Source organism: Wolbachia endosymbiont (group A) of Anomoia purmunda (assembly GCF_947251545.1).
Lineage (GTDB): Bacteria > Pseudomonadota > Alphaproteobacteria > Rickettsiales > Anaplasmataceae > Wolbachia.
In genome coordinates this window covers 648,366-672,230 of the sequence record NZ_OX366362.1, presented here as the reverse complement: position 1 = coordinate 672,230, position 23,865 = coordinate 648,366, and the positions used below count along the sequence as shown (strand labels likewise).

The following is a 23,865-nucleotide window of genomic DNA, read 5'->3' as shown; positions in this document are numbered from 1 at the left end:
ATACTTTTATACTCACCAACTTAGCTGGATCCAAGTAGTCAAGCTACTTGGATCTACAAATTGCAATGTTCGTACAGTTGCGTGCTTGACACTGGGATTTAGTGCAGTTATCCTAAACTCAAAGATTTACGCTCATCTTGCTATTCTTGGCTGAAAGGAACATATTTTTAGAATAATGAAAACAATCAGCACTTTAATTCAAGAAGGATCGGAGTTATTATCGTCACATAAAGTTGAATCACCACATTTAGATTGTGAAATCATCATGCAGCACGTACTTGGAGTGGAAAGATCATTCATAATTATCAACCATGCTGATCAAGTGCCGATGGAGAAAGAACTTTTATTTTGGAAATTAACAAAAAAAAGAGCGGAAAGATATCCAATATCGCAAATAATAGGTAATCGTGAATTCTGGAGTAAAAATTTTATAGTTAACCAGCATGTTTTAGATCCAAGGCCAGATAGTGAAACAATAATCCTAGCAGTGTTAAAATATTACCCAAACAAAAAACAGAAACTAAAAATTGCAGATTTTGGTACAGGCACAGGTTGTTTATTGATATCCGTACTTAGTGAGTATGAATATGCCGTTGGCGTCGGTTTTGAAAAAAGCTTGGGAGCATACAAAGTTGCCTATCAAAACACAAAGAAACATGATCTTCTCAGCAGAGCCAAAATATTTCCAAATTCATGGACAGAGTGCAGAGGCTCATTTGATCTGATAATTAGCAACCCTCCATATATTAAAAGAAGCAAATTGAAAGACTTGCAAGCTGAAGTGCAAAAGGAGCCAAGAATTGCCCTTGATGGTGGTATTGATGGTTTGAGTTGTTACTTGAGCATTTTTCCAATATTAAGGAGGTGTCTTAAAAAAAATGGGTTTGCGATATTGGAGATAGGTGAAGATCAAAGCAATATTGACAAAATAATCCCCTCATACGAATTAGCTTTTCAGGAATATGTATATGACTTAGCGGGAATGAAGAGATGCATTGTTATGCAAAAAACATAGCTAATGTTTTCTTCCTTCATCCCATATTATCCTATGTCATCCCAGTACCCTCTACCTCGTCATCCCAGTGCGTGACACTGGGATCTATATTTAACTAGATCCTATGGTCAAGCCATAGGATGACAGGAACGGTTTTATGCATTTTTTAAAGGGCAACATGTTTAAGCTTTACTAGCAAAGTGGAAAGTAAGGCCAGCCTCTATGCCGTGTGTATGAAAAAAGCCTTTCTGTATGGTAGTGGATACTTGATTATTACCTGTTTGTTTAGCCATTTGACTTGTTGCGGTATCCCACTTTAAGGTTTCTAGTTTGTACTCACTGCTACCAATAGCACCAAAACCTCTATATCCGATATGCATATTTACATCTTCGTTTATGCGATAATCAAGGCCAGCTTTTAATTGACCTGCGGGTCTTATTGACGATTTTTCAAACATTGTCATTCTTGTTGCACCGACTCCAACCCCAACATAAGGAGAAAAAGAGAAACGGTCACTTTTCCAATGATGATAAACATTTGCCATTACAGATATGTTCTCAATTTGGTCATGATTGACTATTGCTCCATAACTCTCTTTTGGGTCATTTTTATCCTTTGTGTAGGATATTGTCACCTGGCTACTTGTTAAACCAATATTATCCACTTTTACAGAAGAATACATTCCTTCCAATTCAGCTCTGTAGCTATTGCCATTCAATTCCCCTGTATAACCAAGTGCCACATTTGCAGCAAAAGGTGGATTATAATCTCCTTTATACTTACTTAGTGATTGACCTTCTGTTTTCTGAGCACTCCTGTCATTTACAGATACCTGATTGGCAGCTGTAGCAGCAGTATCTCCAATTTTTGCTTTCAACTCACCCGTGTAATTTAAAAATTGACCATAATACCCACTACCAAAGTAAAACCCTTCTGTTTCACTTGCAAAAGATTGTTGTGACAACAGCAAAGCAAGTGCTGTAACCGCTAATGTTTTTTTACTAATCATTACTACTCCTATGATTATTGTCCAATAGAAATTTCAAATTTTGTGAAATCTTTAAAAACCCAGTCATTTTTAAGAGTATAGAAAATAGTTATAAGAAATTTCCTAGCAGTAGCAGTTATAGCTTTAGCAGAACCACGCTTCTTTTTTATATGTTCATAAAAACTTTTCAAGTAAGGACTGTAACGTACAGCAATCCAAGTACATTGAACTAAAGAAGTACGCGCTATTTTTGACCCTCGTTTGGTAATTCTTCCAATTGTACATTGCTGATTAGATTGAGAAACTCTTGGTACAACTCCAAAATATGCAGTAAGTTTCTCAGGTCTACGGAAATCATTAATGTCTCCAATTGTTGCAATAAAGACAGCTGCAGAAATTGGACCAATTCCCTTTATGCTGATAAGATTGCTGAACCCAGGAAGTTGTTTAGCAAAAGCTATAATTTCCTTTTCAAGTTTTTTAAGGCTTTCTCGGATAGCTTCTAAATGATAGCTAATCACTTCAATTTCAACTTTTTCTAAAGGCTCCCAATTATGCTTTTGAGTAGCACGCTCAAATCCTACTTTAGTTGTAAGTACTTCTTTTTTAATTTTTATTCCATGATAATTAAAAAGACCATGAACTTTATTGATTAAAGATACCCGTGACTTTACTAACTGATCTCTCGTTTGAAGAAGAGAAGCTAACTGCTGGCATTGTTTGTTTTTGCACCTTGCCTCAGGCAACATATCTTTGCTTAGAAAGAAAGCAATAGCTCGCGCATCATGCTTATCTGTTTTGTTCACAGAGCGACGAACAACTTCAAACTGTCCAGGAGCAATTATTACTATGCGTTTAACGTAAGGTGAAACTGCATCATAAAAGAAACAGCTGTTACCTGTTGCTTCTATGGCTACTTCATATGTTTCTTGAAGATCTTTGGTGAAATTATCCAAGTCTTTTAAGCGAAACGTTTGAATATGCTCAGGTTTCCCTTCTTGTAAGTAACAAGCAGTAAAACTATTGGTATGTAAATCAACTCCAATGTGACGCATATTTTTTCCTCCAATTGCATATTTCAATATATCAGAGTAGAATATTGCCGGTTGTTCCAAACTCCTATACGAGGTCATCACATTTTGTGAGCCTCACGATGATTTTCGGTGGCAGGAGCAGTTAATCTCCCCCACGAAGTCTTTTTTCTACTCCCTGGGCAGAAAGTGCTTCAGAAAAACATCCAACCTGCCACCTATCCACTCTGAGAAGTTATTATCTTCTCTTGCTTCCAACCAAGCAATACTTATTCATACCATCTCCCCCTTTTTCTTCCAACTCAAGCAGATAATTTTCAGCTATTTCTCTACTTGAAGCCTGATATACTTTTTTTAAATCACTCATAAAAATCTTTACATCTTTGCTAGATACATATTTTAGAGAATTGCGTATCTGATGCACCACACATAGCTGTACCTCTGCATTAGGAAATACACTATTTATCGCAGCAGGAAAGCTTTTTAGCCCATCTACACAGGCAATCAGGATATCTTCTACTCCTCTTTCTTTGAGATCATTTAGCACTCCCAACCAGAAGTTAGCTCCTTCACTTTCAGCCAAATAAAAACCTAATACTTCTTTTTTACCATTTTGATCTATGCCTAATATGTTATACATGCATTTACTTACGCAATGCCCGTCCTCTTTGACTTTAAAAAACCATGAACACTATCGGATATACAGATTGCAGCGGACGACTGCGCCATTCATTGATTACTGGTAGCAATTTGTCAGTAATACTTGATATCTCCGCCGCCGATATTTTGTGATCATAAATTTCCTCAACATGTGACGCTATATCTCTATAGCCCATACCACTGCTCAAAATCTTCGTTTCAAGCTCTGGATGTAAGTTTGTTTGCCTTTTTTTGACTATTTGTGGTTCGAAACTTCCTTCCCTATCTCTTGGCGTCAAAAGCTCAAATGAACCTGCACTTGTACGTAAAGTCTTTCCATTCCTTCCGTTTCTGCGATTATTTTCTTCGCTTTCAGCCAACAAGTGGTTTTCTATTTCACCTTCCAGACTCGCCTCCAACAGTCTTTTTATAAATGGCGTTAATGCACCATCTCTTCCTGTTAATGGTCTGCCTTCCCTTATTGATGACAGTATATTTGCTTCCAGTTCTTTGTAATCTACCAAACCGGCAGTTCTATTTGCTATTTTTTGACTCATGTCAAACCTCCATTTTTTATATCAATTATATTTTTATTTCTTGGTTTGACACAGTTTATTTAACCATACGCGTCAAGTTAAGGAAAAGTGTAAGTAAAATTGATAGAGTGAAGGAAAAGAATAAGGTATAAGTTCTCTTGGATATGTGAATGAGAGAACTTACAATGGACAGAATAGCTTGCTTATCAAAAGACCTCAATGAATTCTTTAATGAAAAAGCAGACGAAATATCAATTGCAGTAGGTTTTATAAAAAGAAAGAGAAAACTTAATGGCTCATCATTCATAAAAGCTATGGTTTTTGGTAACATAGGAGTTGGTGATTGCAGCATAGAAACAATGTGCCAATTGCTAAATGAAGACTCGATAGAAATTACAAAACAGGGTTTGGATTTTAGATTTACTGAAGAAGCAGTGGAATTTATGAAAAGAATGTATAATGAATCTTTAGTTTTATTTAAAAACAGCTTACAGGTTGATTGCAGAATTTTGAAGCAATTTAGAAGCATTAAGCTATTGGATAGTAGCTATATTAGCCTGCCCAGTAGCATGGAAGATATGTACAAAGGATATGGGAGTAGCTATAGAGATTGTGAGAGTAATACCAAATCAGGAATAAAGCTGCAGTTAGTCTTTGATTACCTGAACCAAGCGCTAGATAAGTTAAATTTAATAGAAGGAATAAGGTCGGATCAAGGTTATAGGGATTATCTGAACGGTTTATCAGCCAATGATTTGCTAATATTTGATTTGGGCTACTTTGTGCCTAGTTCTTTTAAACAGATTGATGAAGCAGGTGCATATTTTGTTAGTCGTTATAAGTCTGATACCAATATATATGATATAGAAACAAATCAAAAAATAGAGTTGTTGGAATGTTTAGAAGGTCAATCCCTTCTAGAGATGGAAGTGCTATTAGGAAAAGAAGTAAAAATTAAAGTGAGAATTATATGTCAAAAATTAACTGAAGAACAGTCTATAATTAGAAGAAGAAGGGCTAATAAGTTAGCAAAATCACATGGATATACATCTTCTCAAAAGAATCAAAAATTGCTGGATTGGTCGATATTCATAACTAACGTTCCAGAGAGTAAAATCAGCGCTGAACAAGTATTAACAGTTTACAGGGTAAGATGGCAGATTGAATTATTATTTAAATTGTATAAGAGTCACATCAGGCTTGACGAACTTAAAGGAAAACCATACAGAGTATTATGTGAACTATACGCTAAATTGTGCGCAATTCTTATATTTCATGGAATAGTTGGTTGTATAAAACTGAAAGAGAATACAGAGCTGAGTTTAACAAAGGCATTCATTGAATTAAAAAGAAGGATTAGGGAGTTGTTTTTAGCGTTAAGCAGTAAAATTAATAATTTGAGAATTTTCCTGAAAAAACTTACCACAGACTGGTCACAATTTTCTGTGAAAGATAGATATAGAAAAACTAGAGTATCCACCTTAAGTTCATTGAATTTTCTTACCCTTGCTTCTTAACTTGACGCGTATGGTTTATTTAACACTCCCGGTTTTACAAAATAGTAAGTTCTGCAATCGGGCATTATGTCGTTTATCGCAAAAACTTATATTTTTCGTAACCATTCACACTTAATTCTGCAATTCTTCAATCTTACTCATGGAAAGGCCAGTACACTTGACAATAGTGTTAACATCAATACTATTGACTAGCATTTTTTTTGCAACTTCAATTTCCCTTTCTTTTCTACCTTCCTCTCTACCTTCCTCTTTAGCAAGATCAAGCCTGTATTCAAGAATGGCTTCTTCTGTGCGCAGATCCATTATTCTTTCTTCATAATCTACTAGATCTTTTTCATTCCAGTGAAACTTATCTAATTCATCATATGCTAACTTTATTATTGGTGATTTTTTCGCAATTTTTCTGAGATCTTCGTCCGTTGTTTCATCTGCATATTTGAAAAAAAATAGCCAACGGTCTACTACACTTTCTAGTTGTTCTTCTCTACTCTTAGGAAATTTTGGCAGCTCTATGAAGATAAATTGAAAATCTTTTAAGTCATGCTCATTGGTTTTCTCATCTCTTATGGTATGGCTAGATATATAGTCAAGCTTATCAGGGAATAAGGTACAATTTGAAATCGCGATAAAGAAAATCTTCTTTAAATCAACGTATTTACCAGATTTATCAGCTTGTCTTGAGTAAGCCTTAGCAGCATAAAGTTGTGCACGTTTTTCAAAGCCTTTATCACGAGTGAGCTGCATCTCAATTATATACCTGTTCCCACTAGAATCCCTGCAAAGAACATCAACAATCCTTTGTTTATAAGAAGCAATTTCAGGGTCCATAATGGTGCTTAAGAATTCTACTTCTTGTATAGTATTGACTTCAGTACATCCTAAAATATCATTCAAAAAATGGATAAGAATATTCTTATTTTTTTCAGTGCCAAAGATTTTTTTGAAGGTCAAATCCAGCTTAGGGTCGAGAAACTTAGATAAAGCCATAGCCAAAGTGCTTAAAAATATTAATAATTATACACTATTATTAACAATTATTCAACCATATTTTTGAAGATAGCTATGCCGCCGCGGTATCTCTTAGCCGCTAACAAGTAGCGGGATGACGAGCTTATCGTCATGCCGCCGCGAACCGTCATACCGCGATTCATTCGCGGTATGACGTTAGCTATTGTGCTACACCTTTCCCCTTTCCCCTGAAACTAAAATCTATATACTTAACTTTAGAAACTTTAAAATACGATGCGATCTAATATTAGGCAGTTATTTTACTATATAAAGCCTAATCTATCTTATTTCATCATAGCTTTTATTGCAGTTTTATTTTCAGCTTTAACGATTCTTCTCTTTGGCAGAGGCTTAAGCAATATAATTGATTCTGGCACAGAGCACGATTTTACTACCAAACTATTAGTTGCAATACTTATAGTTTTAGCCATTTCTCTCACTGCATTTACTCGGTTATATTTCATTGGCATTGGCAGCGAGAAAGTTATCGCAAGAATCAGATATGACTTATATAGCAGTATCACTAACTTGCAACCAAGTTTCTTTGAGAACACAGGCGTACAAGATGTTATTTCAGCATTGATTACTGATACCTCTGTGCTGCAATCAATAATAAACAGCAGCTTACTAACCATATTACGAAATTTTGTGATTCTGATTGGTAGTGTTGCTATGTTATTGTATACAAATATACAACTAACTGCGTATGCAGCCGCAATAATACCTATACTACTGATTATCATGACCTCACTTGGAAAAAAAGTGCGTAGCTATGCACGCTTTGCCCAGGATAAATTAAGTGAGCTTGCGTCATTTAGTGAGGAAAATTTTAGATCTATAGTGACTATCAAATCGTTCGTACTCGAAGAAAATGAAAAAATCCGTTTTAAGGAGTATTTAAACTCAGTATCAAAATCATACGTAAAATTAGTACTCTTGCGTGCTATTCTAGTAACTCTAGTTATCACGTGTGTCATAGGTTCACTAGTTGTTTTGCTCTTTTTTGGTATTAAAGAAGTCTTAAGCAATAATATAACTATTGGAAAACTCTCCTCATTTGTGTTTTATTCAGCGCTCGCAGCAGGAGCTATAAATAATTTGAGCGATAATATCAGTGATTTACAACGAGGTCTTGGAATAGTAGAGCGTTTATTTGAATTTAAAAATATGAAAAGCTCTATAGCAGATCCCGATGATCCTATAAAAATTTGTAGTGTTCAAAAAGGAATTTCGTTTAATGGCGTAACATTTTTTTATGAATCTCAGTCTGATAAGCCAGCGTTAAATAACGTATCATTTTCTATAGAGGCAGGTCAAGCAGTATCAATTGTTGGACCATCTGGCAGTGGTAAAAGCACCATTTTAAAGCTTCTGCTCCGTTTTCATGATCCAAACAAAGGTAGCATTACTATCGATGGGCACAATATTAAGTCAATTGCGCTAAATGACCTCAGATCGTTGTTTGGCTTAGTGCCACAAGATCACATGATATTTTCTTGCTCAATAATGGAAAATATACTATATGGCAAACCGGGTGCTGAATATGAGGAAGTGAAGCAAGCAGCTATCAGCGCTTATGCGATGGAATTTATTGATAAGCTGCCTGATAAATTTGATACATTTGTAGGAAAAAGAGGATTAAAACTTTCTGAAGGACAAAAACAACGTATTATAATAGCAAGAGCCATACTCAAAAACCCTCAGGTTTTAATACTGGATGAAGCAACCTCTGCCCTTGATTATAAAAGTGAGAACCTCGTGCAAAAAGCATTGAGCAAGTTAATGCAAAACAGAACAACAATCGTAATTACGCACAGACTATCAACCGCACTTAAAACTGACAAGATTATAGTAATTAATCATGGAAAAGTAGAAGAAGTAGGAACTCATGACTCTCTAATGAGTAAAGACGGGCTATATGCAAAATTGGCGAAGATACAGTGGAATTGAAAGAAAATTTAAATCATATCGTTAGTTGATATGCTAGATTTATAATCAAAGTTATTAAATTTTTAATCATTTTAATTTATAATAATTTCATAGTATTTTTTTAAGGATTATTATGTTTTCTAATTACAGTAATTTACCAAAACTACCATATACAGCTTCTAACTTGCCAGCATCAGCTTTACCAGTGTATACGCCTTATACGCCTGCACAGGGACCTTATGTTATTAATCCATGTACAGCTTCTAACTTGCCAGTACCAACTTTACCAGTGTGTACGCCTTATACGCCTGCACAGGGACCTTATGTTATTAATCCATGTCATAACCATTTTGATATGTGTCATAATTACCATGATACATGCCACAATCCTTATGATGGATTTGGGTTTTTTTGCTAGAAGATTGTTTTTAAACAACTCATAAACGCGTGTCTAGCTATACGCGCTTCCAAGAGCACATGGGTGTTATTCAACCCATGTGTTTCACATTTTGCTTGAGAGGATAAGCAAGTTGTTATTCGCAGTGGCTATAGCAGTTCTACCAAAATTTATTTCAGCAACACAACTAATTTGACTACTGACAGCTCCTTCTTGGAATCTTATCATTATTCTGCTCATAGTAAAATTTCTAAACTCTAATATCTATAGCTAAAGTGGCTTAGGTTTACCTACAATTTGAAAAACCGTCATTCCGCTACTAGTTAGCGCCGCGGCGGTATGACGTAGGGAAACCTTTCTTGGGTTAGCTATATTACTTGTATAACGGCTGAAAAGAGGACTTTGAATATGCCAATTTTAGTCTTAAAATTATTAAATTATTAATTATTTTATTATACAATAACATAATAGTTATTTTTTTTAGGATTTTTTATGACTCGCTATTCAATTTCACAACCGTACAACGTTCACTCTCATAATACCGATGTACCTTGTTCCTCAGATTCCAAATCAGCATGCATATATGATAAATCTGAAGATAAGTCTTGCCTTGACAAGAACTGCACAGCCGTGTACAAGTTCTGCCTTATAGGTGATCATCATATTCCTAATTTATGCATGCCCTTCAAGCATAATCATATTCCATGCCAAGATAATCATCATTCACATTTTAAGCATTGTCATCAGCCATGTCACAGTAGTCACGAAGCAGCGTGGTATCATGCTCACGATTCTGGTAACACAGTAGTGGTAAATATACCACCATATCATTTGGGAACTGGAATTAGAACTGGAATTGGAGCTACAGCTGCAGTTGAGACAGAATTTGGTACGCACGAAGTTGTAAAAACTGGAGAAGCATCTCTAGACTTATTTTAAGCCTACTGTGGCAGTAGTTTAAGATAATTCTATTGGAGAACTATCCTCTAATCCATGTCATAACCATTTTGATATGTATCATAATTATTATGGTATGTGTTACAATCCTTATGAGAATCTTATCATTATTCCGCTATGACAAAACCTTTCAACTCCAATATCTGCTACGTTAAAGTCGTATTTTGAAGTGTACTGTAAATTAAGAATTTTGTATATGCTAATTTTAATCTTAGAATTATTAAATCATTAACTTTTTTATCCTATAATAATTCAATAGTTGCTTTTTAAAGGATTTTTATGACTTACAATTTTTCCTCATTTCCACGTGTTGGTTCATGTATTCCTACGCGCACAGCTTGTATAACCATACGCATCAAGTTAAGGAAAAGTGTAAGTAAAATTGATAGAGTGAAGGAAAAGAATAAGGTATAAGTTCTCTTGGATATGTGAATGAGAGAACTTACAATGGACAGAATAACTTGCTTATCAAAAGACCTCAATGAATTCTTTAATGAAAAAGCAGACGAAATATCAATTGCAGTAGGTTTTATAAAAAGAAAGAGAAAACTTAATGGCTCATCATTCATAAAAGCTATGGTTTTTGGTAACATAGGAGTTGGTGATTGCAGCATAGAAACAATGTGCCAATTGCTAAATGAAGACTCGATAGAAATTACAAAACAGGGTTTGGATTATATTAGCCTGCCCAGTAGCATGGAAGATATGTACAAAGGATATGGGAGTAGCTATAGAGATTGTGAGAGTAATACCAAATCAGGAATAAAGCTGCAGTTAGTCTTTGATTACCTGAACCAAGCGCTAGATAAGTTAAATTTAATAGAAGGAATAAGGTCGGATCAAGGTTATAGGGATTATCTGAACGGTTTATCAGCCAATGATTTGCTAATATTTGATTTGTGCTACTTTGTGCCTAGTTCTTTTAAACAGATTGATGAAGCAGGTGCATATTTTGTTAGTCGTTATAAGTCTGATACCAATATATATGATATAGAAACAAATCAAAAAATAGAGTTGTTGGAATGTTTAGAAGGTCAATCCCTTCTAGAGATGGAAGTGCTATTAGGAAAAGAAGTAAAAATTAAAGTGAGAATTATATGTCAAAAATTAACTGAAGAACAGTCTATAATTAGAAGAAGAAGGGCTAATAAGTTAGCAAAATCACATGGATATACATCTTCTCAAAAGAATCAAAAATTGCTGGATTGGTCGATATTCATAACTAACGTTCCAGAGAGTAAAATCAGCGCTGAACAAGTATTAACAGTTTACAGGGTAAGATGGCAGATTGAATTATTATTTAAATTGTATAAGAGTCACATCAGGCTTGACGAACTTAAAGGAAAACCATACAGAGTATTATGTGAACTATACGCTAAATTGTGCGCAATTCTTATATTTCATGGAATAGTTGGTTGTATAAAACTGAAAGAGAATACAGAGCTGAGTTTAACAAAGGCATTCATTGAATTAAAAAGAAGGATTAGGGAGTTGTTTTTAGCGTTAAGCAGTAAAATTAATAATTTGAGAATTTTCCTGAAAAAACTTACCACAGACTGGTCACAATTTTCTGTGAAAGATAGATATAGAAAAACTAGAGTATCCACCTTAAGTTCATTGAATTTTCTTACCCTTGCTTCTTAACTTGACGCGTATGGAAGTCTAAAGTGTGTGCACAAATTATTAATGGCGCTGAAAATAACCTTGAGATTAAAGGTGGTAAACTCGTGGGTAATTGTTACAACAATTCTGAATGTGATAGATGTGTAGAAGCAATAAACTCTTCTATATTAGATAGTCAATATGCTGAACCTTTTTTTTCTGCTCATGGTATGTCAACGCTAGAAGGTACTGTTTATGTTATATAAAAGTAATGAAATGTGTACATTGTTAGTACACACTTCCACTTTGTGGTTAATTTTCTAATAAATTTATTTACTGATGGAGTTATTTTATGTTAAAAAGCACCTATTCTTGTCCAAATCAAAAAAATACAAATCGTGCATGTCCATTGCCACCTGATACATGTTCTGTCAGTGACATGGTGAGAGTTAATTTGTTCACAAAGCTGGATGATTGTAAAGTTAACAAGAGTAAGTTAATTCATAATAAATGTAGTAAAGATCTTAAGTGTAAGATTGATGATAAGACTATGAATGAACTGAAAAAAAATATTAAGAATGAACTGAAGAAAGGTCTTAAATGTGAGATTGATGATAAGACTAAAAATGAACTGAAAGAAAATATTAAGAATGAATTGAAGAAAGGTCTTAAGTGTGAAATTGATGATAAGACTAAAAATGAACTGAAAGAAAATATTAAGAATGAATTGAAGAAAGGTCTTAAGTGTGAAATTGATGATAAGACTCAGAATGAACTGAAAGAAAATATTAAGAATGAACTAAAGAAAGGTCTTAAGTGTGAGATTGATGATAAGACTATGAATGAACTGAAAGAAAATATTAAGAATGAACTGAAGAAAAAGAAAGAGCCCGATGATGTTAAAGAACCTGATGATGTTAAAGAGCTGGATGATGTTAAAGAGCCTGATGATGTTAAAGAGCCTGATGCTATCCAAGATCCTGATGATGTTAAAGATCCTGATCCTATCCAAGATCCTGATGATGTTAAAGATCCTGATGATGTTAAAGAGCCCGATGATGTTAAAGAACCTGATGATGCTAAAGAGCCTGATGCTATCCAAGATTCTGATGATGGTAATGATGATCACAGTGAAAGTATGGCTTTCTCTTACCATGGTTACGGCAACGACTTGATATAAACTATAACTTTCCTGATCTAGGAAGGTAAAATAGTTAAGATAACCCTTCAACTTCCCCCATTTATCCACTATACTGCTACAGATTTTATAGCTTTTTAGTTAATGAACATTTTCAAGCAGGTTTCCTCTCTAATTTCCAACAAATTAAATGAGTTAAAGCAAAGGGGTGTTATAAGCACGAATGCAACAAACTTTATCGTAGAGCCTCCAAGCAATAGAGCGCATGGAGATATTTACACAAACGTTGCCATGGTGCTTGCAAAGCATGAAAAAAGGAATCTAGTTGAGATTGCAGGGATCTTAGCAAGAGAATTTAAACCTTTTGATGAAGTTGCAAAAGTGGAAATAGCAGGCCCTGGTTTCATCAACATGCACTTAAAAATAGAAGTATGGCATGGGATCTTAAAACAAATAAATGAGCTAAAAACAGAGTTTGGCACCCTAGATATTGGAAACAATCAGGCGATCAATGTTGAGTTTGTATCCGCAAATCCAACCGGTCCACTGCATATTGGTCATGCAAGAGGGGCAGTATTTGGTGACGTTCTGGCAAATTTATTGAAAAAAGTTGGTTATAAAGTTACTAAGGAGTACTATATTAATGATGCTGGAGCACAGATAGATACACTAATAAAGTCGGTATATTTGCGGTATAAGGAAGCTCTGGGAGAAAAAATCAGCATCGAAAAAGGTTTATACCCAGGTGAATATTTAAAACCAATAGGGGAGGAGCTGGCCAAAAAATACGGCAAGGAGCTTCTAAAAAAGCAAGATAATCAGATAATTAGAGACTATACTTTAAGTTCTATCTTAGAACTCATAAAGGAAGACATGAACTTACTTGGGGTAAGTCATGATGTTTTTACTTCAGAGTATGAGCTACAAAAAAGTGGCAAAATCGAAGAGAGTATAAAGATATTGTCTGACAAGGGTCTAGTGTATGAAGGGTACCTGGAGAAACCAAAAGGCAAAGAAAGCGAAAATTGGACTTCCAGAAAAGAGATGCTATTTCGCTCTACAAAATTTGGTGATGACGTTGACCGTGCATTGAAGAAAGAGGACGGCAGTTGGACTTATTTTGCCTCGGATATTGCTTATCATTTTGACAAGATATCACGTGGTTTTAACAATATGATCGTAGAGCTTGGTAGTGACCACGGCGGTTATGTCAAAAGGCTAAAAGCAGTCGTCTCTGCGCTCAGTGATGATCAAGCAAAAATAGAGGTAAAACTGCATAATATTGTGAATTTTTTCGAGAACGGCAAACCTGTTAAGATGTCCAAAAGATCAGGAAATTTTCTCACAGCAAGAGATGTAGTGGAAGAAGTTGGCAGGGACATCACTCGTTTTATAATGCTAACACGCAAGAATGATATGGTCTTGGACTTTGATTTTGCTAAAGTTAAAGAACAGTCAAAAGACAACCCTATTTTTTACGTGCAATATGCGCATGCTCGTGCTCATTCGTTAATGCGTAATGCTCCAAAAGAGCTCCCAACAGCAGATCCTTCACTTTTAAAGACAGGTGGAGAGCTCTTCCTCATAAAAACCTTAGCAAAGTGGCCAGATGTGGTAGAAATTGCAGCAAGGCTTTGTGAGCCACACAGAATTACTTTCTACTTACTTGAAGTTGCAGAAGCGTTTCACGTTTTATGGGGGTATGGCAAGAGTGATTTAAACATGCGTTTCATACTGGAAGATAACTTAAACCTCACCGCTGCAAGAATGTTTCTCGTACAAGCCTTAGCGCACGTCATCGCTTCTGGACTTTCTATCTTCAATATAGAGCCTTTAGAAGAGATGAGTTGATTTTTTTATGCAAGATTGTTTTTTCAACGAATAGAGAAGTTGACAAAATTAAGTAAAAATGTTATAGTTTATAGTAGTATTTTCTGGTTAATATATGGCTCACAGTCAAAAAAAGCTCAATGTTAATGTAAGTTTTGACAATAAATTGGCTCAGTATCTTACAGAAATGGCAGAGACTCAAAATAAAACTATTCCTGAAGTTTTAGTAGATTTAGTGGAAGAAGAGTTCGAAGAAGATGTAGAGCTATCCAAAATAGCTGACGATCGCCTCTCTGAAGGTGAAGAAGAAGTAGAGGATGATGAAAACATCTGGAAATAAAACTTACACTATAAAATTCTTAAAAAATGTTATTGAAAAAGAAATTCCAGCTCTTCCGGCAAAGATTAAATTAATGGTTCAGGAGGCCATAAAGAAACCCCTTACAGTTGATCCTTTTAATCTAGGAAAGCCTTTATGTCATAGCTTTAGAGGGCAATATAGGATAAGGGTTAGCAACTACCGTATAATTTACAGCATAAATCATTCAGAGCGCAAAGTACTTATTACTGCAGTGGGGCATAGAAAAAACATTTACAAACACAGGAGATTACACAATTAAAAATATAAGAAGACAACTTAAACCTTACCGCTGCAACTCGTGCAAGCCTTAGATCGCTTCTGGACTTTCTATCTTCAATATAGAGCCTTTGGAAGAAATGAGTTGATTTTTTTTGTTACAATATGTAATGATCAAAATATTATTCAAAGTAGGGTAAAGTTATGACAATCAGTTTTAGGGAGTATTCAACTGTATTCACTGAAGTTGCGGAACAGACAGATTTAAATGGAAATAACATAATTGAAAGAATAAAAGGGCAGTTTAAATCACGCCAAAGTGACTATGAGGAGTGGCAAGCAGCCAATTTTCATGTGGACTTCTTATTTCAATCTATTCTTTGTCAAGGTAACGAAGAAGATAAACACACGTTATTACATTTAGCTGCTCACACAGGACGTATCAAGATAATCAAAGCTCTAATAAAACAAGGTGCAGATGTTAATGCAGTGAGCCAAAATCATAAAAATACTCCTTTGCATGTGGCTATTGGCGAGATAGATGTAATAAATGCTCTATTAGACAAGGGTGCAAAGGTTAATGCAGTGAATAAATTGGGAGATACTCCTTTGCATATAGCTGTTAAGGATGGCAATGTAAATTTAGTAAAGGCTCTATTAGATAAGGGTGCAAATTTTTTATTAAAGAATAAAGATTGCAAGACTCCAAAAGACTTAGCTATAGATGATAGAATAAAAAAGCTTCTGAAAGAATCTACATCAGCAACCCAAAAAGGTATTTACGCCGGTAGTGCAACCGGATTATTAGGCACTGCAGCAGTAGCACTTTTTGCAACCGGAACAATTGCAATTGGGTTAATACCTATAGTGATAGCGGTAGCCACAGTCGCAATAGCAGCACTAGCAGTTGGTGGTATCACATATATGATGTCAAAGCCTAGTACTGAAATGGATGAAGTGGAAGAAGAACAAGGCTTGGTAAATAAATGGGAAGTAAGGAGCCAACAATGGTCTCCATCCAAAAGGGTGTCATCCCAGTGCCCAGACACTCGGATCCAGAAAAGTTTGCTTGCTTACAAGCAAACTGATTTGGTGAGTATAAAAGTATAGCTAACGCAAGCTCTACGTCATACCACCGCGGTATCTCTTAGCCGCTAACACGTAGCGGGATGACGATTGTCAGGCTAGCTGTCATCCAAGTAGCTGACACTGGTTCCTCTATGATGGTGTCATCCCAGTGCCCTGACTACTTGGATCCAGAAGACTTAATTTCAACCAAGTGGCTGCATAATAAAGGCTGGATCCCAGTGTCAGCTACTCGGATGACAAAAAAAGGAGCACTGGAATGACAGCAGTCCTACGTCATACCGCGATTCATTCGCGGTATCTCTAGATCCCGCTAACAAGCAGCGGGATGACGATTGTCGTTTAGCTATAAATATTTAAGAAATTTACCAAATAAAAAAAAGGCAAAAGAAGGCCTGGTCATTGTCTATTTTCAGTATTGGCGTTTTTTAAGTCTTAAACACTGCAATTTAGCTGTTTTTAAATGCAACTAACCTTAGCTATAAATGTTTAAGAAATTTACTAGGCAGAAAAAAAAGGCAAAGAAAACCTAGGGTAGCTAGTATTCAAATTCTCCCTTGTTCTATTTGACGTCTTTTGATGTCTTAAACGCTTTATAAGCGCGTTTCGGCTTTTATAGGTAGAAACCCAGAAGTTTTATAAAGACATGAGGTGCACATAGTGCAAAAAATTAAGCATGATTTACGCCAAATACAAAGTTCCCTTTGTCGTTTTAATCTGCAGATTGCGAAGATAAATAAATAGCTTCAATTTCATGATAAGGGGGTTGGCGAAGGGTGTCAAGTAATTCCGTTCCTTATGGGTAAAAAAAGAGAAACTCTAAGTTGCAGCCGCACAATGTTTCTCTTTTCTGCTGTTGATGATTATTTCGCCTATTGTAACTGCCGCTAGAATAAAGCAGTAATATACCTGTGTTAATAAAGAAATAGGTGATACAAAAGCTATGCTCCCTGCTAGCAATAGTTGGGAACCATAAGGTAAGATACCTTTTGTAGCACAAGCAAAAACATCTAATAAGTATGCACTGCGATGTGGCGCAATACTGTGTTTTTGTGCAAGCCTTTTTGCAATGCCACCACTTAGTAAAATAGCAATGGTATTATTGGCAACCAAGATAGTAAACATAGACGCTATTCCTGCTATCACAAATTCAGCTTTAGTTTTTGTGATATTGCTTTCATCGATGAGTTTATGCAACGCTTTTTGACCTTGTTTATACATTATATGGCTCAACCCACCGATAAATAGAGCAAATATCACTATTTCGTTTACTTTTTTGAAACCGTCATACACGTCATGAGGAAATTGAATGATAGCATAGTCAAAAAAAGTTATTCCTAGCACACCAGCAATAATTATGTTTACAGTTATTGTTACTAAAGTGGTGACTTCAAGCAGCCCCATGATTATTAAAGAAATGTAAGGAATAATTTTTATTATAGAATAATAATCTAAATTTGATATAGAAATAATTTTTGTACTACTTGAAATCACTGCCAGATAGGTGAGTGTTATAATACCTGCAGTAAATGCAACCTTAGAGTTTATTTTAAGTTTATCTTTTGCTGAAGCTCCCTGTGAAGAAACAGATGCAATGGTGGTATCAGATATCATCGAAAGGTTATCGCCAAATACAGCACCACCTACTACAGTTGCAGTTCCTATTTCAAGACCAAAAGCTCCACTTTTTGCCAGATTAACAGCTATAGGTACCATCAGCGCAACAACTCCCATAGATGTGCCAATTGCAGTTGAAATAAAAGCAGAAGCCAAAAATACTCCAGGCAGTAGTAATCGTGCTGGAAGGAAATTAAGAATTAAATTAGCGACAGTGTCTGCGCTACCAATTGATTGAGTAACTGCAGAAAATGCTCCAGAAAATAAAAAAATTAAACACATAGTAAGGGTATTTTTGTCACCCATGCCCTCGATAACAGTATCGATGTTATGCTGAATTTTATTTGTACCACGTGAGACAGCAAAAAATAGTGCTGGTAATAAGCAGATTACTGGTGAAACCTGATGAAGTGGATTATCAGTTCCGATAAAAGAAAAATAAGCACCACTTCCAAGATACAAGATTAAAAAAATAATCAAGGGGACAAAAGCTGTCATTTTACTGTGCCTAAACTTATAACTATAACTAATTAAGTGGTTTTAAGCAAGTTTGGTTTTCACTAGTTCTACAGGAAGTTAATAGCAGAGTTTTAAACTTCATATTTAATCTACTAAATAAATAGCACATGCAGCCTATTGCTTGACAATAGGATTCCAGTGTCAAGCGCTGGAATGACACCAATAATTGACATTTCACTAGATATTCATTATAAATAATGGAATGCTACAAAGTATAAAAACCATATCAGTAGAAGACGATAACGTTAGGCTGGATAGGTACATCAGAAGAATCTTTCCTGATTTAAAGCAATCTGTAATTGAAAAATCTTTAAGGAAAGGGCTAATCAAAGTTGATGATTGCAAAGCAAAGTCCAGTGATAGAGTAAATTCTGGGCAAACTATAACGCTGAAGCACTTGAATTATATTGAGAACGCTAATTCTGATCGCAAATATAATGAAAAGTCAGTGAATCTACTAAGAGAGAATATATTATATGAAGACGAATATATACTAGCTATAAACAAACCCGCAGGGGTCATCGTTCAAGGTGGCGTAAAAGTAAAGATTAGTATTAGTGATTTGCTTGACCAAATAAGAGAGGGAGAAACATTTAAAATTGTCCATAGGCTAGATAGGGATACGAGTGGAGTGATAATATTCGCACGCAACGCTAATGTTGCCAGATACCTTATGGAAGAATTTAAAGGACGAAGAGTAAAAAAAACTTATTTAGCATTAACTTCTGGCGTACCGAGCAAGGATAGTGGAACAATAGACTATCCATTGGTGAAAAAATATGTTTCAGGTCAAGAAAAAGTGGTCGTTGATGAAAATTCACCTCAGAATGCCACTACGCATTTTTCAATTATAGCAAAATTCAAACACAATGTCGCTTATCTAAAATTACAACCAATTACCGGCAGAACCCATCAGTTACGTGCACATTTAGCTCATATAAATTGCCCTATTCTTGGTGACGGTAAATATGGTGGTAAAAAAGCTTTTATTGATGGGGTAGCAAATAAAATTCACCTTCATTCGCATTCTTTATCTTTAAAATTACCAAATAATAAAGAAATTACTATTACCGCTCCTATCCCTAAGCACATTGAAAAGTCTATTGAAGCGCTATTTTTCGACTGAAACGATTTCACCAATCAACTTTTCTGTCTTTGGCTTTAATTTGAAGCACAGATATTAGGCTAATTAATGCGCAGGCAGTAAGATAAATGCCTGCTGCAAGTTTTGTTTCGGTTTTTTCTATAAGCCACATGCATATGGATGGAGAAAGGCCACCAAATATTCCTGCAGATATGTTATGTGCGAGGCTAAAGCCCGTGCACCTAACTTTCGTTGGAAATAACTCGCAGACAAGAGAATTGTATATTCCAAAAGATGCACCTATCGGTACGCTTATCAATAGAAAAGTGAGCGTTACAATATAGTGGTTATCATATGATAATAGCGAAAGCGCCGGCAAACCGGCGCAAGCTAGAGCTACTAATGTAGGAATCATTACATTTTTTCTTCCAACTTTATCAGACAGTATTGCAAACAGCACTGCAGACGCTCCAAATGTAATTTCAACTATAATCCTTACTACATTTTTAATATTGATGCCTGAGAGGATAAGTTCTTTTACAGATATGTTGTAAAACATTATTACCGAATAAACGATTGCATTTTGGCCTATACCAAGCCCAATTGCTATCACAAATACTTTTTTATAGTCCCTGATTAATTCTAAAAATGGAGAATGAGATAAGCTTTTATTTTTATCGTGTGTTTTATATGCTAAGCTCTCTTCCATTATATATCTTGTTAAAAAGCCTATTATGCCCATAATGAAGCAGAAATAGAAGGGCAGCCTCCAGCTCCAAATTTCATAATTTTCACCTGTGAGTTTTTTACAAATAGCTATCATTACAAAGCATGTAAGAGAACCAAGCGCGCCGCTAAAAGGCTTCATACTCCCTAGAAAGCCTAGATTTTTTTTATCGCTTGAATGCTCTATTAAAAAAGCCGAGTTGATACTCGTTTCTCCACCTGCTGCCATTCCTTGTGTTATTCTACAAAGCAGAAGCAGTATAGGAGAAAATATTCCAATTTCTTTATAGCCAGGTATAATTCCAATGATAGTAGATGATATCGAAACTAACATTACGGAAGTGAGCAAAACTTTCCTTCTGCCGTATTTATCTCCAATGTAGCCAAAAATAAATGCACCAAGTGGTCTAAATCCAAAGCCAACTGCAAAAGTACCAAGAAATTTGATTGTACTTAAGTAATCACTTTCTGATGGAAAAAAAATGTTACTTATTGTGTGTGTTAATACCCCAAAAAGAGTCAATTCATACCACACAATCATGTTACAGATTATACTGGATAGTATTGCTTTTTGAATATTGTTCATGACTTTCGGTTTACCACACCCCACTATAAAAATTTTTATTGAATAACCTTCAAGGATAATTCACGTAAATGCTTATCCTCTACTTTAGAAGGAGCACCCATTAGAACATCTTCACCTTGCTGGTTCATAGGAAAACAGATTACTTCACGAATGTTTGGTTCATCGGCAAGTAGCATAACCATTCTATCAATCCCTGGTGCTATTCCGCCGTGAGGAGGAACACCAAATCTGAATGCACGTACAAGTGCGCCTAATTTTGTATCAACTTCTCCCCGACTATAACCTGCAATGGCAAAGGCCTTATACATGATATCCAGCTTGTTATTACGAATCGCCCCGCTTGACAGTTCTATTCCATTGCAAACGAGATCATACTGGTAAGCAAGGATATTCAGTGGATTCTTTTCCTCTAAATCTTTCAGACCACCATGTGGCATGGAGAATGGGTTATGAAAGAAATCGATTTTTTTACTTTTATCGTCATATACAAAATAGGGAAAATCAATGATCCAACAAAACTTGAAGATATTGTCATCTATAAGACTGAGTTCTGACCCTAAAAGAGTGCGCACTTTCCCTGCAATTGTTGCTGCCTCATTTTCTTTGTCAGAAGCAAAAAACACACTATCTCCAGGCCCTACATTCGTTACTTCTCTTATGTGGTTTAGCCTATTGTCATCGAGAAATTTAGCAATCGGGCCTTTCGCAGTACCATCTTTATCAAACGTTATATATCCAAGACCCTTAGCACCGAATTCTCTTTGCGCATGTTCTATCTTTTTATCAAAAAAGCTGCGTGGTTCCTCTGCTGTTTTAGGTGCAGGAATCGCTCTCACTACCATACCCCGCTCGATATTGCTTTTGAAAATATTGAACCCTGAATCACGGAAAATTTCTGTAACATCGTTGATTAATAGTGGATTACGCAGATCTGGCTTATCAGAACCATATTTGAGCATTGCCTCTTTATATGTAATACGTGGAAAATCTTTATCAACAGACTTACGAGAAAATTTAGCAAACACTTTATATAAGGTAGACTCAATAATCTGAAAGATGTCTTCTTGAGTCACAAAAGACATTTCAAGATCTAGCTGATAAAACTCTCCCGGAGAACGATCAGCCCTTGCGTCTTCATCACGAAAACACGGTGCAATTTGAAAATATTTATCAAACCCTGAAACCATAAGCAATTGCTTAAAAATCTGTGGAGCTTGCGGCAATGCATAGAATTTACCAGGATTTAGTCTGCTTGGCACCAAATAATCACGTGCACCTTCAGGGGACGAAGCAGTAAGTATTGGAGTCTGAATTTCCAAAAACCCTTGCTCTATCATGAGCTTGCGGAGTTCTGCAATAATTTGTGAGCGCAGAATAATATTGTTACGGGCTTTTTCACGCCTTAAATCAAGAAAACGATATTTAAATCTCATATTTTCCGGATATTCTTGTTCGCCAGCAATGCTCGCTAATATACTTCGTTCTTCTTTTGCTATTTCTTCATCAAGGTGGAACTCAACTTCCGACTCAACGCGCAAATTGCTAACTACAACCTCAATTTCCCCAGTTGCGATAGAGGTGTTTACCGTATCTTCAGTTCTAGCTTCAACTATTCCTGTAACAGTAATTACACTCTCCAATTTTAAATTTGATATCTCATCAAAAAAGTCTTTATCATTATTAAATACTAGTTGAGTGATTCCATAGAAGTCTCTTAAATCAACAAAAATTAGGTTACCATGGTCGCGCTTACGGTATAACCATCCAGAGAGGGTAACTTCCTTTTCTACATCATTCTTCCTTAATTCTTCACACGTGTGAGTCTTGTAGCAGTTCATATTTGTTTCACTTCTAAATTCTTTAAAAAGTATAGAAATAAAGCTTATTACATACAAGCCCATTCGTCAGATATTTGTCCAATTTACGAAATAGAGCAGTGTTGCTTTTATACTGTCGTTACCCGCAAAAAAATTGCACAATTTCTATAATTATGGTATAATAGTAAGGGTATTTTTAATGAATTAGATACAGGAAATGCCACTTGCACAGATCATAATATATAGCGTAACATTACTTGCTGTAGCTGCAGTATTTCTCTTTTTGAGAAAAATATACAAAAATCGCATTAGAAAAATCATATTTCCTAGAAAAGTTTTTAAAGAAGAGTGGCAAGAAGACAGAAAATTCAATGAATTATATCAAAAAAATAAGCAAAAAGAGTTGCTGAAACAACAAGAAACGCTACGCGAGAAGCAAAAAGATGTACAAGTTTATAAAGAAGATCCAGAAATAGTTGACATAGCAAAACCGGTAGGTAAATGGACAAAGATGGTTATGATGGGTAATGGTTTAATGCAGCGTTTTGCACAATTGATACATAGAGAAGGCGGCCAGAAAGGATTTTGGGAGCTGTTTGTAAAAGCTCAGGCTTCAACTCAAGGTAAACATAAGGGAAAGGGCAGATAATCCATGCTTGAATGTGAAAATTTATCCTGCGCTCGTAATCACAAAGTATTATTTAAACATCTTAGCTTTAAAGCTGAGCTAAAATCAAAAATTCTAATCACTGGTCCAAATGGTAGTGGTAAAACCAGCTTAATTAGAAGTTTATCTGGACTTTTACCGCCGGTATCAGGCAATATAAGGCACTGCGGAAAAGACATATATGATGATCCAAAATCCTATATACCTTCCATGGTCTATATAGGCCATAAGAATGCCTGTAAAGATAGCTTAACTGTTGCTCAAAACGTAGAATTCTGGGCAGGAATACGAAATACTAGAGAACTGATTGTGGCAGCTGTTTGTTGCTTGCAGTTGCAACCTGTACTTAATATTAGATATGGCGAACTTTCTGCAGGCTGGAAAAGGAGAGTTGCGCTTGCTCGCCTCTTGATTTCTAATGCAAACGTTTGGCTGATAGATGAACCATTTTGTAATCTTGATAGTGCAACGTGTGAATTAGTGCTGAACCTAATCTCAATACGCTCTGAGCAAAATGGTATAGTAATTATTACAGGGCATAGCTCTACAGAGCAATTGTGTGATTTTACAACGATTGATATACGCGATTTCAATAGACTTCTTGCATAGTTTTTGGCAG

22 protein-coding genes and 1 pseudogene are annotated in these 23,865 nt (G+C 35.5%); 16 read left to right on the top strand and 7 right to left on the bottom strand.

Annotation, left to right across the window (positions count from 1 at the left end; genetic code table 11):
• Positions 1 to 175 precede the first annotated feature (175 nt).
• Both prmC and OPR57_RS03495 read left to right on the top strand, forming a co-directional pair.
• Entirely contained in the window at positions 176 to 1,015 is an 840-nt protein-coding gene (gene prmC / locus OPR57_RS03500; RefSeq protein WP_265037394.1) for a peptide chain release factor N(5)-glutamine methyltransferase, read from the top strand.
• Positions 991 to 1,113, top strand: a complete 123-nt coding sequence (locus OPR57_RS03495; protein ID WP_265037393.1) for a hypothetical protein — start codon at positions 991 to 993, stop codon at positions 1,111 to 1,113. The genes prmC and OPR57_RS03495 overlap by 25 nt, the downstream gene beginning before the upstream one ends.
• Before the next feature lie 63 nt (positions 1,114 to 1,176).
• Here the strand turns inward: OPR57_RS03495 and OPR57_RS03490 are convergent, their stop codons facing one another.
• From OPR57_RS03490 to OPR57_RS03480, 3 genes and pseudogenes are all read right to left on the bottom strand, one after another.
• Entirely contained in the window at positions 1,177 to 2,004 is an 828-nt protein-coding gene (locus OPR57_RS03490) for a P44/Msp2 family outer membrane protein (protein ID WP_265037392.1), read from the bottom strand.
• 14 nt (positions 2,005 to 2,018) lie between these two features.
• On the bottom strand, positions 2,019 to 3,038 hold the full coding sequence (locus OPR57_RS03485) for an IS110 family RNA-guided transposase (protein WP_265037518.1): 1,020 nt from the start codon (positions 3,036 to 3,038) through the stop codon (positions 2,019 to 2,021).
• Positions 3,039 to 3,270: 232 nt separating this feature from the next.
• Positions 3,271 to 4,210 (bottom strand): annotated as a pseudogene (locus OPR57_RS03480) (IS256 family transposase); the annotation flags it as partial.
• Positions 4,211 to 4,374: 164 nt separating this feature from the next.
• On the opposite strand from OPR57_RS03480, the gene OPR57_RS03475 reads away from it, so the two are divergent.
• Complete coding sequence (locus tag OPR57_RS03475) at positions 4,375 to 5,706, top strand: IS4 family transposase (RefSeq protein ID WP_406831652.1); 1,332 nt, start codon at positions 4,375 to 4,377, stop codon at positions 5,704 to 5,706.
• A gap of 111 nt (positions 5,707 to 5,817) precedes the next feature.
• Here OPR57_RS03475 and OPR57_RS03470 read toward each other — a convergent pair whose 3' ends face one another.
• Positions 5,818 to 6,693 carry an Rpn family recombination-promoting nuclease/putative transposase gene (locus OPR57_RS03470; RefSeq protein ID WP_265037391.1) on the bottom strand — a complete coding sequence of 292 codons (876 nt, stop codon included), beginning with the start codon at positions 6,691 to 6,693 and terminating at the stop codon, positions 5,818 to 5,820.
• 255 nt (positions 6,694 to 6,948) lie between these two features.
• Between OPR57_RS03470 and OPR57_RS03465 the strand changes: the two genes are divergently transcribed.
• The 10 genes from OPR57_RS03465 to OPR57_RS03420 all read left to right on the top strand — a co-directional run bounded on the left by OPR57_RS03465 (position 6,949) and on the right by OPR57_RS03420 (position 16,493).
• Positions 6,949 to 8,664: an ABC transporter ATP-binding protein gene (locus OPR57_RS03465; RefSeq protein WP_265037390.1), complete on the top strand. Its 1,716-nt coding sequence runs from the start codon at positions 6,949 to 6,951 to the stop codon at positions 8,662 to 8,664.
• Between the two features lie 868 nt (positions 8,665 to 9,532).
• Positions 9,533 to 9,979: a hypothetical protein gene (locus OPR57_RS03460; RefSeq protein ID WP_265037389.1), complete on the top strand. Its 447-nt coding sequence runs from the start codon at positions 9,533 to 9,535 to the stop codon at positions 9,977 to 9,979.
• A 465-nt stretch (positions 9,980 to 10,444) separates the two neighbouring features.
• Positions 10,445 to 11,641 carry an IS4 family transposase gene (locus tag OPR57_RS03455; protein ID WP_406831650.1) on the top strand — a complete coding sequence of 399 codons (1,197 nt, stop codon included), beginning with the start codon at positions 10,445 to 10,447 and terminating at the stop codon, positions 11,639 to 11,641.
• A gap of 23 nt (positions 11,642 to 11,664) precedes the next feature.
• Positions 11,665 to 11,865, top strand: a complete 201-nt coding sequence (locus OPR57_RS03450) for a hypothetical protein (RefSeq protein ID WP_265037387.1) — start codon at positions 11,665 to 11,667, stop codon at positions 11,863 to 11,865.
• A gap of 86 nt (positions 11,866 to 11,951) precedes the next feature.
• Positions 11,952 to 12,779, top strand: a complete 828-nt coding sequence (locus tag OPR57_RS03445; protein ID WP_265037386.1) for a hypothetical protein — start codon at positions 11,952 to 11,954, stop codon at positions 12,777 to 12,779.
• 102 nt (positions 12,780 to 12,881) lie between these two features.
• Positions 12,882 to 14,588, top strand: coding sequence for an arginine--tRNA ligase (argS, locus tag OPR57_RS03440; protein WP_265037385.1), 1,707 nt, complete (start codon positions 12,882 to 12,884; stop codon positions 14,586 to 14,588).
• A 94-nt stretch (positions 14,589 to 14,682) separates the two neighbouring features.
• The gene (locus OPR57_RS03435) at positions 14,683 to 14,907 is read left to right on the top strand and encodes a hypothetical protein (protein WP_265037384.1); all 225 of its coding nucleotides are present in this window, start codon (positions 14,683 to 14,685) and stop codon (positions 14,905 to 14,907) included.
• Positions 14,888 to 15,187, top strand: a complete 300-nt coding sequence (locus OPR57_RS03430; RefSeq protein ID WP_265037383.1) for a type II toxin-antitoxin system RelE family toxin — start codon at positions 14,888 to 14,890, stop codon at positions 15,185 to 15,187. Before OPR57_RS03435 ends, OPR57_RS03430 begins: the two co-directional genes overlap by 20 nt.
• Positions 15,188 to 15,348: 161 nt before the next feature.
• On the top strand, positions 15,349 to 16,254 hold the full coding sequence (locus OPR57_RS03425) for an ankyrin repeat domain-containing protein (protein ID WP_265037382.1): 906 nt from the start codon (positions 15,349 to 15,351) through the stop codon (positions 16,252 to 16,254).
• 59 nt (positions 16,255 to 16,313) lie between these two features.
• Positions 16,314 to 16,493, top strand: a complete 180-nt coding sequence (locus tag OPR57_RS03420; RefSeq protein ID WP_265037381.1) for a WPE palindromic element domain-containing protein — start codon at positions 16,314 to 16,316, stop codon at positions 16,491 to 16,493.
• A 556-nt stretch (positions 16,494 to 17,049) separates the two neighbouring features.
• Here OPR57_RS03420 and OPR57_RS03415 read toward each other — a convergent pair.
• Positions 17,050 to 18,345 carry a Na+/H+ antiporter NhaC family protein gene (locus tag OPR57_RS03415; protein WP_265037380.1) on the bottom strand — a complete coding sequence of 432 codons (1,296 nt, stop codon included), beginning with the start codon at positions 18,343 to 18,345 and terminating at the stop codon, positions 17,050 to 17,052.
• 223 nt (positions 18,346 to 18,568) lie between these two features.
• Between OPR57_RS03415 and OPR57_RS03410 the strand changes: the two genes are divergently transcribed.
• The gene (locus OPR57_RS03410) at positions 18,569 to 19,492 is read left to right on the top strand and encodes an RluA family pseudouridine synthase (RefSeq protein ID WP_265037379.1); all 924 of its coding nucleotides are present in this window, start codon (positions 18,569 to 18,571) and stop codon (positions 19,490 to 19,492) included.
• 7 nt (positions 19,493 to 19,499) lie between these two features.
• On the opposite strand, the gene OPR57_RS03405 is transcribed toward OPR57_RS03410, so the two are convergent.
• A complete protein-coding gene (locus OPR57_RS03405; RefSeq protein WP_320157505.1) occupies positions 19,500 to 20,762 on the bottom strand; it encodes an MFS transporter in 1,263 nt (420 codons plus the stop codon).
• Positions 20,763 to 20,797: 35 nt separating this feature from the next.
• Complete coding sequence (aspS, locus tag OPR57_RS03400) at positions 20,798 to 22,600, bottom strand: aspartate--tRNA ligase (protein ID WP_265037378.1); 1,803 nt, start codon at positions 22,598 to 22,600, stop codon at positions 20,798 to 20,800.
• Between the two features lie 196 nt (positions 22,601 to 22,796).
• On the opposite strand from aspS, the gene OPR57_RS03395 reads away from it, so the two are divergent.
• Together OPR57_RS03395 and ccmA are read left to right on the top strand one after the other, a co-directional pair.
• The gene (locus tag OPR57_RS03395; protein ID WP_265037377.1) at positions 22,797 to 23,228 is read left to right on the top strand and encodes a hypothetical protein; all 432 of its coding nucleotides are present in this window, start codon (positions 22,797 to 22,799) and stop codon (positions 23,226 to 23,228) included.
• 3 nt (positions 23,229 to 23,231) lie between these two features.
• The gene (ccmA, locus tag OPR57_RS03390) at positions 23,232 to 23,855 is read left to right on the top strand and encodes a heme ABC exporter ATP-binding protein CcmA (protein ID WP_265037376.1); all 624 of its coding nucleotides are present in this window, start codon (positions 23,232 to 23,234) and stop codon (positions 23,853 to 23,855) included.
• Positions 23,856 to 23,865: the final 10 nt, after the last annotated feature.

Excerpts from the sequence above, each read along its gene's own strand:
- OPR57_RS03445 (WP_265037386.1), top strand. The coding sequence starts at position 11,952 with ATGTTAAAAAGCACCTATTCTTGTCCAAATCAAAAAAATACAAATCGT.
- OPR57_RS03435 (WP_265037384.1), top strand. The coding sequence starts at position 14,683 with ATGGCTCACAGTCAAAAAAAGCTCAATGTTAATGTAAGTTTTGACAAT.
- aspS (WP_265037378.1), bottom strand. The coding sequence starts at position 22,600 with ATGAACTGCTACAAGACTCACACGTGTGAAGAATTAAGGAAGAATGAT.
- OPR57_RS03420 (WP_265037381.1), top strand. The coding sequence starts at position 16,314 with ATGACGATTGTCAGGCTAGCTGTCATCCAAGTAGCTGACACTGGTTCC.
- OPR57_RS03395 (WP_265037377.1), top strand. The coding sequence starts at position 22,797 with ATGCCACTTGCACAGATCATAATATATAGCGTAACATTACTTGCTGTA.
- OPR57_RS03485 (WP_265037518.1), bottom strand. The coding sequence starts at position 3,038 with ATGCGTCACATTGGAGTTGATTTACATACCAATAGTTTTACTGCTTGT.
- OPR57_RS03460 (WP_265037389.1), top strand. The coding sequence starts at position 9,533 with ATGACTCGCTATTCAATTTCACAACCGTACAACGTTCACTCTCATAAT.
- prmC (WP_265037394.1), top strand. The coding sequence starts at position 176 with ATGAAAACAATCAGCACTTTAATTCAAGAAGGATCGGAGTTATTATCG.
- OPR57_RS03490 (WP_265037392.1), bottom strand. The coding sequence starts at position 2,004 with ATGATTAGTAAAAAAACATTAGCGGTTACAGCACTTGCTTTGCTGTTG.
- OPR57_RS03405 (WP_320157505.1), bottom strand. The coding sequence starts at position 20,762 with ATGAACAATATTCAAAAAGCAATACTATCCAGTATAATCTGTAACATG.
- OPR57_RS03475 (WP_406831652.1), top strand. The coding sequence starts at position 4,375 with ATGGACAGAATAGCTTGCTTATCAAAAGACCTCAATGAATTCTTTAAT.
- OPR57_RS03470 (WP_265037391.1), bottom strand. The coding sequence starts at position 6,693 with ATGGCTTTATCTAAGTTTCTCGACCCTAAGCTGGATTTGACCTTCAAA.
- OPR57_RS03430 (WP_265037383.1), top strand. The coding sequence starts at position 14,888 with ATGAAAACATCTGGAAATAAAACTTACACTATAAAATTCTTAAAAAAT.
- OPR57_RS03465 (WP_265037390.1), top strand. The coding sequence starts at position 6,949 with ATGCGATCTAATATTAGGCAGTTATTTTACTATATAAAGCCTAATCTA.
- OPR57_RS03495 (WP_265037393.1), top strand. The coding sequence starts at position 991 with ATGCATTGTTATGCAAAAAACATAGCTAATGTTTTCTTCCTTCATCCC.
- OPR57_RS03415 (WP_265037380.1), bottom strand. The coding sequence starts at position 18,345 with ATGACAGCTTTTGTCCCCTTGATTATTTTTTTAATCTTGTATCTTGGA.
- OPR57_RS03425 (WP_265037382.1), top strand. The coding sequence starts at position 15,349 with ATGACAATCAGTTTTAGGGAGTATTCAACTGTATTCACTGAAGTTGCG.
- argS (WP_265037385.1), top strand. The coding sequence starts at position 12,882 with ATGAACATTTTCAAGCAGGTTTCCTCTCTAATTTCCAACAAATTAAAT.
- OPR57_RS03455 (WP_406831650.1), top strand. The coding sequence starts at position 10,445 with ATGGACAGAATAACTTGCTTATCAAAAGACCTCAATGAATTCTTTAAT.
- OPR57_RS03410 (WP_265037379.1), top strand. The coding sequence starts at position 18,569 with ATGCTACAAAGTATAAAAACCATATCAGTAGAAGACGATAACGTTAGG.
- ccmA (WP_265037376.1), top strand. The coding sequence starts at position 23,232 with ATGCTTGAATGTGAAAATTTATCCTGCGCTCGTAATCACAAAGTATTA.